Source organism: Sphingomonas sp. (assembly GCF_039594485.1).
In the GTDB taxonomy this organism is placed as follows: Bacteria; Pseudomonadota; Alphaproteobacteria; order Sphingomonadales; family Sphingomonadaceae; genus Sphingomonas.
In genome coordinates this window covers 1-12665 of record NZ_JBCNNI010000007.1, presented here as the reverse complement: position 1 = coordinate 12665, position 12665 = coordinate 1, and the positions used below count along the sequence as shown (strand labels likewise).

Sequence of the window (12665 nt, the reverse complement as noted above, 5' to 3'; positions counted from 1 at the left end):
TGATCAGGGCGCCTTGCGAACCGGCGGCAAGGCCGCACAGATATCCACGCCCCCGGCGGGCACGGTGAAGAAGTCGTTCTGCCGATTCTCCCGCCCCTTGATCCAGGCGGCAAAGCGCGGGCTGGCCGTTTCGCGATACTGGTAATGCGGCCGCCCGGCGGCGGGCAGCTCGCTGGCCAGCCGCGCCGAAATGATCGGCAGGCGCTGTGCTTCGTCCTGGTAGAAACCCAGTTCACCCGTCCCCCTCGGCAGGGCGGACAGCGCGTCCATCCCATCGATCACACGGCCGACGATGGCGACGTTGCGATCCAGCGCGCGCGGGGAGTGGCCGATCAACGTATAGAGTTCGGCCCCCGTTCCCGTGCTGGGTGCCAGGTCGCGCGCGACGCCGACCATGCCATAGCAATGGGGGATCCACTCCGACCGGGCATCGCCCGCCAGCGGCCAGCCGTCGCGGCTGTATCCGGCCCAATCGGAATAGGGATCGGACTTGCTCAGCCGTGCGACCGCACTGCTGCCCGCGCGGACATATTCGGCCGGGGGATTGGCGACGATGCCCGGCGGCAGCGGCTTCTTCTCGGTCGCGTCGCCCCATTGCGCGACGTAATTCTCCTGCACCCGGTAGACGCTGGTTCCCGCATCCCACCAATGCGCGCGCGCCAGGGCCCGGATATTGGCGACATGCACCGGCGCCTGCATGGCGGCGAGCCGGATCGTCACCGTCCTGCCGTTCGACAGGGTATAGATCAGCACCTCGTCATCGGGCACCGCGACCCAGTCCCCGGGTAAGGGATCGCTGGCCTGGACGGCGGGGGGCGTGGGGGAGGGCGACGCCTGGGCCAGCAGGGCGGCGAGAAGAAGCGCGATTGTCATGACGTCGCAGACTGCACGAGCATCCCCCTCCACGCAATCGCTTGCGCCGCGCGCGGAACCTCATTAGGGGCGCGTGTTCCAGGCAGGAATTTCAGCGGAGCGGTGGCCGAGTGGTCGAAGGCGCTCGCCTGGAAAGTGAGTATACGGCAAAACCGTATCGAGGGTTCGAATCCCTCCCGCTCCGCCATTTACCACCCCAAAAATCACGGTTTTCCGACAAAAACCTGGCTTTTATCAATGGGTTAGACCCCAGCCTTTCTTTCGCTGACTTTCGCCAAATTCCGCTGATTTTCGCCCTGATTCAGCGTGTGGTATAGGACGGAAAGTAAGAACGGATGGCCGGGTATTTTCCGGCTCTAATCCTGGCGAAAGTGGCGGATTATGGCGGGAAAGAAGGTCACGGCGGCGCGGCAGGTCGATACGGCTGAACCCGGTTCTTATTCCGCTGCCCCCAACTTGCTTCTGAAGGTGAAGCCCACAGGGGCGCGGTCATGGGTGTTCCGCTACCAATCCAACGGCAAGGTTGTTGAAATCGGGCTAGGCAAGGCTGGCACGAAAGAGCGCGGGTTAGCCGAAGCCCGCGAACTGGCCGAAAAGATGCGCGCCGCCGTTCGCAACGGCATTGACCCCAAGACCGTCCTGAAGCCGAAGCATGATGCGGCGGCGCTGACGTTTAAGCACTTTGCCGAAGCCTACATTGCACACCTTCGCGCCACCCCACGGCATGGGAAGCCGCGCAATGAAAAGGCGGTGGATCAATGGCCGTCCACGTTCAGCAAATGGGTTTATGACTTCAAGCCGGTTGGCGCGTCCATTGGCTTTGGCGACAAGCGACCCGGCGAAATCACCTATGGCGACGTGAAGGCGGTGCTGACGCAACGCGGGTTGGCGGCGCTGGCCGAAACGCAAAAGCGGGTGAAACAGCGCATTGGCGTCGTGCTTGAAGAAGCGGCCAAGGAAGAAGGCGAGCCGCACCGCTACAACCCGGCGCACGCCTTCAAGCTAGAAACCCGCAAGGCCAGCAGCGTGAAGCATCATCCTTCCGCCCCGCCGGAAGAAATCCCCGCCATCATGGCCGAACTACGCAAGAGCGATAGCACGTCCGCCAGGCTGCTACGGTGGTCGATCCTGACCGCGTGCCGTTCAGGCGAGGCTAGGGGCGCGCTGTGGGCAGAAATCGACGGTGACGTGTGGGACATACCGGGCGACCGCATGAAGGCCGGGGAGCGGCACCGGGTGCCCCTGTGCGCCGAGGCGTTGGAGATACTCGAATTGATGCGTACCAAGCGGGTGCGCGATCACCCGCGCATCTTCCCTGGCGAGCGCGGCGGGCTGCTATCCGACGTGGCGGTTGCAAAGGTGCTGAAGCGGGTTCGGCCTGGCGTGACTGCCCACGGTATGCGGGCATCATTCCGGCAATGGGGCGCAAAGCAACGCGGCATGTCACGCGAAGCTTTGGAACTAGCGTTGGCGCATACCAACCCGAACAAGGTTGAAGGCGCTTACCAATATGATGACCTGTTTGACCTTCGCAAAGATGTAATGAAGGTTTGGGCCAACTACTGCGCTGGCGAACCTGAAGGTGACAACGTGGTGCCAATTACAGCGGCTATGAAATAGGCACGCCTACTTTAGATAGAGCGCATCTTTTCGCCTATTTTCGTCCGCAATCGCTGATTTCCGCTTGACGACATTAGGGTGCGAGCATATCCCCGCTGCCTTGAACCGGGCAGTTCAGAAAATGGGATTGCTCGATGACTATTGCCGACAAATCGCCACAGTTTGTGGACGTTGAGGAAGCGAAGCGCCAGCTTTGCTTAGGCACCACTTCGCTTTACGGTTTTATGAAAAGCGGCGAACTACGCCGGGTGAAGATTGGCCGTAGGACGGTTATTCTTCAGTCGGACTTGGTTGCCTTCGCGGAACGCCGCGTTGCCGAAGCCAGCCAGGTTGCGGCTTGAGCCATGTTCTTCAACGAAAAGGGCGGGTCAACGAACCGGGCCGACCCGCCCTCTCACAACGACACCGCATCCGAAAGGAAAGCAAACGCGGCAAGTCGCGATAGCAGCGCCGCGCCTGTGCAGCAAGAACAAACGCCGGTTCCGCCAGGCTTGATAGGTGATGTGTGCGAGTTCATCTATAGTGCCGCACCGCATCCCAACCGGGATATTGCTTTGGCTGGCGCTATTGGCTTTTTGTCCGGCGTGTGCGGCAAGGCTTATAACACTTACACTAATGCCGGACTGAACCAATACCTTCTGCTACTTGCATCAACAGGCATGGGCAAGGAAGCTATGGCTTCGGGTATCGACAAGATGCTGGCCGCTGTCATCAAGAACGGCGTTCCGGCGGCTGGCGAGTTCAAAGGCCCGATGCTGGTAAGTTCGGCTGGCTTGCTGAAGGCGTTGGATCAAACCCCTTCGATTGTCAGCGTCATTGGCGAGTTCGGCTATAAGCTGAAGGCCATTTCGTCACCGCGTGCAAACCCGAATGACGAAACGCTGAAGGCCACGTTGTTGGACCTGTACGGCAAGAGCGGTGCCGGCCGGATCGTTGATCCAATTGCCTACAGTGACCGGGAGAAGCGCACGGCCATTATCGTGGCACCCGCACTGACCCTGATAGGCGAAAGCGTGCCTGGCGTCGTGTTTGAGGCGCTGAACGAAGGCATGGTGCTTAGCGGCTTGCTGCCCCGCTTCATGCTGATCGAAGCAAGGGGCCAGCGTTCGGCGCTGCAAGAGGCACCGGCGGTATCGCCTGACCCCCGACTGACCCAAGCGTTGGCGGACCTGTGCGCCCATTGCTTGGCGTTGAACCACGGCAACAACGTCAGCGTGGTTGCGGCGGATGACGAAGCCAAGGTCAAGTTTCGCGAGTTCGGCGGCTGGGTTGACCATGAAATCAATACCCACAGTTCGGAGATACACCGCGAACTATGGAATAGGGCGCACCTGAAGGCGCTGAAGCTGGCCAGCCTGTGCGCGGTCGGCATCAACCCGCACGGCCCGGTTGTCACCATCAATGAAACAATGTGGGCAACCAACTTGGTCGTTGGTCAAACCAAGTCGCTGCTGTCCAAGTTTGAGGCTGGCGATATTGGTCAGGAAGCCGGCAACGAAACCAAGCAACTCCGCAAGGCCAGGGCCGTCATTCGCGAGTATGTGAAGGCTGAAGTCGGCAAATATGAGAAGTGCGGTTGCACTTACGAAATGCACCGCGCCCACCACTTCACTCACAAATATGTTCACAGCCGATTGGCGAACCTTCCAATGTTCAAGGAAGATCGGGCTGGCGCAAACAACGCGGTGAAGCGGGCGATGGCGCAGCTAGTCGAAAACGACGAACTTCGGACAATCATGCCTGGCGATATGCTGAAGGCTTACGGCCATGCCGGCAAGTCTTACGGCATCACCAACGAAGCCGCCTTCATGTGCGCCGACGACTAGAAGAACGGGAAGCACGCCGGGAAGAACGGCAAACCCTTGGTTTTCTGCGGAAAAAGAAAAAAAGAACGGAAGAAGGATGACACCCAAAAATTGGTCGAATTACCGTCCTGCTATCTACTTCTTATTCTTCTTATCTTCTTCTTTTACAAAAACATGAGGAGAAACAGGCACTTATAAAATCGCGCAATTCTTATTCTCGTTCTTTTCCATTCTTCCAAGGACAACGACCATGCAACGAAAGGCTGAAGACCTCCACCGGCTATTTGCCGAACTTCTCGACCGTATCAACCAAACGAAAGGTAGCTAACATGACTATCATCACTGTGCCCGAACAGAACGTTGACGTGGCGTTGCCCAAGGCGTTCGATGGCGTGCCGTCGCCGCTCCACCCTGCCAACGTTGATTATGAAGCGGCTGGCGGCAACGCGGCTATGAAACAGGTTAGCGACGTGCTGGCATGGGGTTGGGACGAAGCCAACGCCATCAATGACCTTCGCCCCAACATGGACCCCGAACACCGAAGCGCCACGCATGACCGGCTGATCCGCGAACGGGTCGATGCCTCGCAACGAGTGTGGGCAGATAAGATGGATCGGGCGCGGGCAACGCTGAAAGCCGAGCAAGCGCGCGTTGACCGTCAGCTTGAAGAAGCGGCCGGCCTGAAGTCGAACCCGGCGCACTTCGATGCGATCACATCGGCGTTCTTTTCGATGAAGCCTGGTCAGCGTGCCGAAACCCTGGCCCAGCTTGTTGAGCAAGGAGAGAACGCGGCGCTGGCGACGTTGATGGAAGCGCCGTTGTTCCTGTCTGGCCTTTTAGCCGAACAGCGCGACAGCATCAAAACGCGGGTGTTGGAGAAGGTGAACCCGGAAGGACTGAACCTTAGTCGCCAACTCGCCAAGGCGTTCGCCAAGCTTGAAGACGCATCGTTCGCCAGCCTGACCATGTTCGCCGATTTGAAGGCCGGCACCGAACCCGGCGCGGCGGCGACCCGCGCCCGTATGGCGGCGGCGCGCAACATGGCAGCAAACGCGGGGCAACGTTGACCTGAACCGGGGTCAGGTGGCGGGCGACGCCTGGCCCCATTCATGTGGGCATAGGAGCAAGTGAAATGGGCCAGTGGCTTTGGGAACCCAGCATGATCGAAGGCGACAGCGGCGGCTATGTGCCTGGCGACGCCATTCGGATTTGGCGTGAGATTGAAGGTAGCGGCAAGGTGAATGACGATAAGCCGAAGCGGTTGGTGTCGAAGTCGGCGCTTGAAGTGCAAGCTGACGTAATGCGGATTGCCGACGATCCGAAGAACGACGCGGCTTCGCGGGTCGCGGCTTACCGGCTGGCGTTTGAAATGGCGCAACAGATTGCCGAGTATGAAGCGATGAAGGAACAGCCCGATGGCTGACCCAATTGCCCGCATGGTTGCGCTAGCTGAATGTGAATTGCTGGTGACTAACGACCCAAGTTTCACTGACTATCTTCCGCAACTCGATAAGTCGATTAACGAAGAATTGGCTAAGCTTGGCTTCCGTGACGTTCAATCCACGCGAGAGGCATTGCGGCTTTCAGTCGCACGCATTGTGAAAGCACGAAAACTAGCCGAGCATCAGCTTGAACAACTTGCCTATGCGGAACAATACGCGCTAGGAAACTGCTGACCGGGCGCGTTTGGAATGTGAGCAATGGCACAGGGATGGGAGCAATACCCCGCGCACGGCGCAACGAACGGCAATGCTGGATGGGGTGAACCCGCCGGAAATCCTGCCGTTGCGTCCGACCCTCTCCCCCCTCCCAAGGCTAAGGCGGGTGAAGGGAAGCGGCTTCGCCTAGAGAATGGCGCGCAAATTCGCCGGGAAATGGTGAAGGTGTATCGCGGCATGAAGGTTGGCGAAATCGACACGTCCAAAGGGTCTAAGCTAATTTACGCGCTGACTGAACTTAGCCGTGCCATCGAACGTGAAACCGTCGAAAAGCTGACCGAACGCCTAGACGAAGTTGAAGGCAAATGAGCCGGCACCTTGGCCTTCGCACGCGGGTTCGCCGGCTAGAGCGGCAAAGCCGTTCGCGGCGTCCAAGGCAAGCTGTCGTCTATACCCGCTATGACGAACCCGAAGACCGCATCGTTGCCTTGGGCGCGATCAGCGGCGTGGCCACGTCGCGCTTGTGGGGCGAAGCCCTGCCAGCCCTGTGCGGGCGCGCTAGGGCGGGGCTAGGAGCGCGTCAGGTGCTAATCGCGGGCTATCCCGCCCCCGCGCCCATCATCGCGCCTGTGGCGGCTCCTGGCGAGCCTGTGCCGCCGTCAGCGCCCGCGTTCGATCCCAAACGGCCCGACGCTTGGCGCGATTACCGCGCCTTTGCTGAACAAGGACAATTGCCATGAAGACCTTAGCCGAACGCCACGCCGACCGGATCATTCGGAAAGCCGAACACACCTTGGCTGAAGGTATGGCCTTCGACGCCAGCCGCGCCGGCATCGGGGAAGTCCACCCGGATCATGCCGACGCCGCCGCCATCAATCAAGCGACCGACGCCGCCATTGCGCGCACCGTCGCTGTCATTGGTGCCGCGCCCGCCAGGGTGAAGCCAAGCGCCTTTGCCGCGCCGTTCCGGCACAAGGTCAAGCTTTCGGGCATCTAGCCGGTAAGAACAAACGCTGGAACATGGCCGGCTTGCTCACAGTGTGGGCATATCAATCAACGACTTAGCCGGCCTATATGGCTTCTTGTGCCTCCGCCGAACGCCTTTACCAGCTTGCCAGCGTTCTCCGTTTGTTGCAGCTTGATCGCGACCGGGGAGGATTGATGAAGCGACATGAAGCGTGGCGTGCCGAGTATCGCGCCGACAGGTATCTTCGTAACGCCAGCATTGAAGCCATTGAGCGGCGAAGCCAGGATATTGCTTCCAACATGATGGGCGTCAACGACTCCGGCCAGCTTACGCCAGGCGATCCGCAAAAGAATATGTTTTGGTGGATCATGTGGACCCACATTTTGGAAGAATTGGCCATACGTCAGACGCCTTATGGCAGCGTCAAGCTGATGGGGCCGGATCAGTTTCCTTGGATCAGTCACCCCGACAAACCCAGGGGCTTGCGTATCCTTGGCAAAAACAAGGTTGCGCCAGGCGACATTGTGCGGATGGGCCAGAAAGAACACATCAAAGACGCAATGAATTACGGCCGCTTTAGGATCGGGCCAGCGGCTTCATACGCCGACCCTTCGCTGAACCCTGCCGTGCAAGACGACGAACTTTCGGTAACAGCCGTTGGAAGTGGCGAAAGCGCCATCATACATCACATTGACCCGGTGACCGGCCAGCAAGGCGAGCGGATACACGCTATTGGCGAGATAACCTATTCGCGTGCGCTTCAGGAAAACTTTTACGTCATGTGCATGACGGCCAACTATACACCGCGCTTGATTGACGATTTTGGCTATGATGCGATGCTTGTCATCAAAAATATGAACCGCTTTTTGCTGCGGATGGAGCGGGCCGTTAAGAAGGTTAAACCAGAACTGTTGATGGCCGGCAACGCCGTCCGCTATTATGATCCATACCGCGTTAAGCCGGATCAGCTTGATCCGTTCTTCGCGAAAAACTTCCGCTATGCTTATCAGCAAGAATACCGCTTCGTTTGGCATACGCCAGGGCTTCCGCTCGACTGCGAACCGTTCTTCGTTGAAATCGGCCAGATGAAAGACATAGCGTCAATCCATGTACTCCGAGATTAGGCCCAAATGCCGCCGTAAGTGCCGGCGAAGGAACGGGGTGATGCCAGCTAAAGAGTTAGGCGCAATGCCAGTCACTTAGCCGACGCAATCGGCATCCTACATGTCCGCCGAACCCGCCATTTGCCTTGACCCTCGCAAGTATTGTGGGCATCTAGATCAGGACCGGGCAAGCTAGCTGAAAAGGACAGCGAAGCTATGTCCGTTGATATTGCCACCCTTGGCATCAAAGTTGACAGTTCTGACGTTCGCGGCGCGACAGGTGAACTGAGGATATTGGTTGAAGTCGGCACGAAGGCCGAACGCGCGACCGATGGCCTGAAGAACAGCTTTGGCGGCTTGAAGACCGCGATTGCCGGCCTTGGCCTTGGTGCGCTGTTGCGTGAAGCTGGCCAGCTTGCCGACACCTACAGCAACATTCGCGGCCGGCTGTCCTTGGTCACAAATGGCACGGCTGACCTGGCAAACGTCACACAAAAGCTATTCGACAGCGCACAGCGTGCGCGGGTCAGCTTTGAAGCGACGACTGACCTTTATTCGTCGCTTGCCCGGTCAACGAAGGCGCTTGGCACAAGCCAAACCGATTTGCTGGCCGTTACCGAAACCATCAACAAGGCGCTGATTGTGTCGGGCGCGTCGGCGGCAACCGCTGAAGGTGCGTTGACACAGCTAGGCCAGGGCTTCGCCAGCGGCACCTTGCGCGGCGACGAACTGAACAGCGTGTTGGAAGGCACGCCACGGCTGGCACAGGCGATTGCCGATGGCATGGGGGTCACGGTTGGCCAGCTTCGCAAGCTAGGCGGCGAAGGCAAGATTACTGGCGAAACGGTGTTCAATGCCCTGAAGGGTCAGAAGGACGCCGTTGAAGCCGAGTTCGCCAAGATGCCGGCGACCATCGGGCAATCGTTCGTCCAACTCCGCAACGAAATCCTGAAGTATGTTGGCGAGGCTGACACGGCGGGCGGCACAAGTGCGGCATTTGCGGAAGGCGTCCAACTGCTAGCCCACAATCTCGACATTGTGGTGCCGGTCATCGGCGTGGTTGGCCTGGCCCTTGGCGTCGGGTTCGTCGCCAGCGCCGTTGCCGCATCGGGTGCCGCCGCTGGCACCACCACCGCCTTCGGCACGATGGCCGTGGCGGCGCGCGGGGCCGGAACCGCCGTGCTAGGCGCGTTCGGTGGCCCTGTGGGCATTGCCATTACGGCTGTTGCCCTGGCGGTGGGCGGGTTCGCTATCAAGACGATGGAAGCCAAGGCGGCGTCGGAAGAACTGAACCGCCGGCATGCCGAACTTGTCCGCCAGATGGACGGCACCAAGACGGCGGCGAACAGCGCGGCCGGCGGCGTTGCTGGTGTTGGCACTGACGCGCTTGGCAGCATCCCGAAGATTACCGCTTTCGGCGGCAAGGTCGGCGCGGCGGCACAGCAGCTATACAACATGGCGCGGGCGGCGAAGGCGGCGCGCGTCGAAATGCTGCAAACCCAACTGACCACGGCACAAAGCGCCGAAGTGGAAGCTGGCAAGCGCACGTCGGCGGGCCGGTCGGGCGTGCGTGCTGACAACCGCGCCGCCGTGGCGCGCGGGGACTTACTGGCGGTCGACTTTTCGCCCCTGGTAGGATCGGTCAACAACGTCCTGTCGGGCGGGCGCACTGACCGGGAAGCTGACCGCGACTATGCCACGGCGGTCGATACCAGCCGGCGGTTGCAGCGCCAGCTACGCGACGCACAGCGCGCCCCGATCAGCGCCAGCGACGTTCACACGCCAACGGCTTCCGGCGCTGACACAGGCACTGGCAAGAAGAAGGGCGGCGGCGTATCTGACGCACAGCGCGACTATCAACAGGCGGTCGAAGGCTCCAAGACCTATGCGGAGCAACTGAAGGTCGAAACCGACAACATCGGTAAGAACGCGGTTGAACAGCGGCTTGCCGACGCGGCCCGCGAAGCCGCCAAGGCACCTACGGCGGCGCTTCGCCGGGAAATCATGGACAGCGCTAATGCGTGGGCAAGCGCCACCATCGCGCAACAGGTCAGCGAAGCCGCGACCAAGGCGCTGAACGAACAGCTTGAAGAACAGGCGCGCAAGCAACGCGAGGCTATGGCGGCTGGCGCGTCGGCGGCTGAACAAGTCGAGTTCGACACCCGGCTTATCGGCATGAACGCGCAACAGCGGGCGGTTGCCATCGCGACCCGCGACCTTGAACGCCAGGGCATCGTTGCCGGCACGCTGGCATATGACCTGTATTCCGGCGCGGTGTTGAACGCGGCGGCGGCACAGGGCCAACTTCACCTAGACGCCGACAATGCCCACACATTCGCTGACGCAATGGGCGCGGTGAACGACAACGTGCGTGCGGCGACGGATAGCTTTGGTGAACTGTTCGGCACGGCGGGTCAGGGGTTCGCCGGCCTTGTCGCCAGCGTTGCCGACTATGCCGACAAGACCGCCAGCATTGAAGCGCGCCTTGCTGACGAACGCGCCCGCTATGGCGAAGGAAGCATTGAAGCCAAGCGGGCCGAAGCGGCGGCGGCGTCGGACCTGGCGAACGCTGAAATGGCGCACTACGGCGATATGATCCGGTCAGCTAAGGGCTTCTTCAAGGAGAAGTCGGCGGCGTACAAAGTTATGGAAGGCGTCGAAAAAGCCTATGCGGCGGTGCGCCTGGCGCTGGCCGTGAAGGACATGCTGACCGAAGGTTTGTTGACCACCACCAAGGTTGCCGGCGCTGGCACGCGGATGGCGGTTGATGGAGCCGAGACAGCTAGCAGCGTCGCCAAGAGCGGTATTCGTGCGGCGGCGGACGGCGTTGCGGCCTTCGCCAAGACCCTGGCCAGCCTCCCGTTCCCGCTGAACCTTGCGGCCGGTGCCGCCGTCCTGGCCGCGTTGGTATCGGTTGGCGTGAAGGTCGCGGGCGGGGGTAAGAAGTCGGGCAGCGCCGACGCGGAAAGCGCGACCACGACGGCCGGCACCGCCTACACCGGCCCACAAGACGAATATGGCAACCCAACGTCGGGCTATAGCGTCCTGAAGACCGGCCGAACCACTGTGGCGGGCAATGACAACACCGCGCCTAATGTGGGCATGGCTGGCGCGGCCGGCGGCGGCAACGTCACTAACGCGAATACCTACAGCATCCGCATTGATGGCAATGCCGACGAACGAACGGTGCAACAGCTTCAGGAAGTGCTAGCCAACCACGAAGACCGGGTTGTTGAAAGGTCGCGGGCGGCGGCGGCACAAGACCGGGCAACGGCGGCGGGTCGCCAACGAATTGGTGGCGGTTAATCGGGTTGGCGCGGCGGGCTAACGGCTGGCACGTCGCGCCCAAGTTCCGCTTGGTAGGTTCGTAATACCCACAAGTTGCCCCAATACGGCATCGTCAGCCCTTGGTCATTCCAACTGTCGTTAGAAGCCATCAAGCGGCCGGCAAACGTCGCGGCTTCTTCCTGGCTACAGGTGGCGTTCCATTCGTCTATCTGGCGCATGGTATATGCCATGCCCTCCACGTCCGTCATACCGGCTAACTCCGGCACATGCTCTTGGATGGCTTCTTGATCGTCATTGATGGCGACTGACCGCCTCGTCAATTCGGCCTTCTCCCGGCTAGCGCGCCACCAATCCAAAAGCCCCATGTTCGATTCCTCCCACGTCACTCGAACCTATAGCCGTTGGCGGTAACTCCGGCTATTTCCCGAAATCCAAGCTGAACCGTGCTTTTTCCGCGATAAGAACGGGCTGTGGAACGACGGTGCTTTAGTCGTAAGAAACGCAGTGATTACAACAACTTACGGCGCTTGTTAGGCGAACTCCCGCTCCGCCATAGACTGCCATAAGGTGTTGTTTTCGTTCGATAATTATAAGAGCGATGCAGCCTGCCCAACAATTCAACCTACATCAAATTTGCCTCTTGCGGGTTTTAACCGCGTGACCAGCGGGGCCTTGGTGTTCTACGATTAAGGTGCTTGATAAGATCGGCGTTAAGCGCGGCGATCCACGCCCCTTGTTGGAAGAAAAATGAAGTACAATCCATTTCAGCCAAATAAAATCGTAAATCCAGCTATGTTTGTTGGTCGATTGGATGAGCTGGAAAATATTGAAAGCTACATGTTTCAAGCAAGGTCAGGGAGTCCCACGCACTTTCTAATAGAAGGCGAGCGAGGGATCGGTAAATCTTCCTTGTTGAAATATGTTTCTCCATTGGCGAGTGGTCGTTTTCCGTCGCCATAAGGGCTAGACTTTAAATTCATAGTCGTTTTTGTGGACTTGGGAAGTGCGCATACGCAATTGGATATAATAAGGACTATGGCTAGGGAGTTAAAGGTACAGATTGGAAGAATTGATAAGGCTAAAGAAATTGCAAAAAGTACTTGGGAATTTCTTAGTAAATGGGAAATTCTGGGTGTGCGGTATCACCGAGAAGCGTCAGAATTCGATCCCGAAGATGCAAAAGATAATTTGGTAGAGCAACTTGCAGAAGTCGCTAACAACCAAGATCTAGAGCGTCGAGCGTGAAGCAGGAATCAAGGGGGATTCCACTTTATCAGGAAATGTGATTCCTCCTGATCTGGAGGTGGATCATGGGTCGAGCATATTCAGGCGATCTACGGGACCGGATAGT

General features: G+C 59.3%; 13 protein-coding genes and 1 tRNA gene. 12 read left to right on the top strand and 2 right to left on the bottom strand.

Translation table 11 applies throughout. From position 1 onward, the window contains the following. Window positions 1-3: 3 nt before the first annotated feature. Window positions 4-873, bottom strand: coding sequence for a peptidylprolyl isomerase (locus ABDV78_RS04425; protein WP_343526016.1), 870 nt, complete (start codon window positions 871-873; stop codon window positions 4-6). A gap of 96 nt (window positions 874-969) precedes the next feature. Between ABDV78_RS04425 and ABDV78_RS04420 the strand changes: the two genes are divergently transcribed. The 11 genes from ABDV78_RS04420 to ABDV78_RS04370 all read left to right on the top strand — a co-directional run bounded on the left by ABDV78_RS04420 (window position 970) and on the right by ABDV78_RS04370 (window position 11332). Continuing rightward, window positions 970-1060, top strand: a tRNA-Ser gene (locus ABDV78_RS04420). Window positions 1061-1254: 194 nt separating this feature from the next. After that, a complete protein-coding gene (locus ABDV78_RS04415) occupies window positions 1255-2493 on the top strand; it encodes an integrase arm-type DNA-binding domain-containing protein (protein ID WP_343526015.1) in 1239 nt (412 codons plus the stop codon). Between the two features lie 134 nt (window positions 2494-2627). Next, window positions 2628-2834, top strand: a complete 207-nt coding sequence (locus ABDV78_RS04410) for a helix-turn-helix domain-containing protein (protein WP_343526014.1) — start codon at window positions 2628-2630, stop codon at window positions 2832-2834. Window positions 2835-2837: 3 nt separating this feature from the next. Continuing rightward, entirely contained in the window at window positions 2838-4319 is a 1482-nt protein-coding gene (locus ABDV78_RS04405; protein ID WP_343526012.1) for a hypothetical protein, read from the top strand. A gap of 308 nt (window positions 4320-4627) precedes the next feature. Continuing rightward, window positions 4628-5365: a hypothetical protein gene (locus tag ABDV78_RS04400; RefSeq protein ID WP_343526011.1), complete on the top strand. Its 738-nt coding sequence runs from the start codon at window positions 4628-4630 to the stop codon at window positions 5363-5365. 92 nt (window positions 5366-5457) lie between these two features. Continuing rightward, a complete protein-coding gene (locus tag ABDV78_RS04395) occupies window positions 5458-5721 on the top strand; it encodes a hypothetical protein (protein ID WP_343526010.1) in 264 nt (87 codons plus the stop codon). Then, the gene (locus ABDV78_RS04390; RefSeq protein ID WP_343526009.1) at window positions 5714-5974 is read left to right on the top strand and encodes a hypothetical protein; all 261 of its coding nucleotides are present in this window, start codon (window positions 5714-5716) and stop codon (window positions 5972-5974) included. The genes ABDV78_RS04395 and ABDV78_RS04390 overlap by 8 nt, the downstream gene beginning before the upstream one ends. 24 nt (window positions 5975-5998) lie before the next feature. Further along, a complete protein-coding gene (locus tag ABDV78_RS04385) occupies window positions 5999-6325 on the top strand; it encodes a hypothetical protein (protein WP_343526007.1) in 327 nt (108 codons plus the stop codon). Window positions 6326-6692: 367 nt separating this feature from the next. Beyond that, window positions 6693-6953: a hypothetical protein gene (locus tag ABDV78_RS04380; RefSeq protein WP_343526006.1), complete on the top strand. Its 261-nt coding sequence runs from the start codon at window positions 6693-6695 to the stop codon at window positions 6951-6953. Window positions 6954-7117: 164 nt separating this feature from the next. After that, on the top strand, window positions 7118-8047 hold the full coding sequence (locus tag ABDV78_RS04375) for a hypothetical protein (protein ID WP_343526005.1): 930 nt from the start codon (window positions 7118-7120) through the stop codon (window positions 8045-8047). A gap of 195 nt (window positions 8048-8242) precedes the next feature. After that, on the top strand, window positions 8243-11332 hold the full coding sequence (locus ABDV78_RS04370; RefSeq protein ID WP_343526004.1) for a tape measure protein: 3090 nt from the start codon (window positions 8243-8245) through the stop codon (window positions 11330-11332). Here the strand turns inward: ABDV78_RS04370 and ABDV78_RS04365 are convergent. Then, window positions 11329-11679 carry a hypothetical protein gene (locus ABDV78_RS04365; protein WP_343526003.1) on the bottom strand — a complete coding sequence of 117 codons (351 nt, stop codon included), beginning with the start codon at window positions 11677-11679 and terminating at the stop codon, window positions 11329-11331. The genes ABDV78_RS04370 and ABDV78_RS04365 overlap by 4 nt on opposite strands. 670 nt (window positions 11680-12349) lie before the next feature. Here ABDV78_RS04365 and ABDV78_RS04360 point away from each other — a divergent pair. Continuing rightward, window positions 12350-12559, top strand: a complete 210-nt coding sequence (locus tag ABDV78_RS04360) for a hypothetical protein (protein WP_343526002.1) — start codon at window positions 12350-12352, stop codon at window positions 12557-12559. Window positions 12560-12665 lie beyond the last annotated feature (106 nt).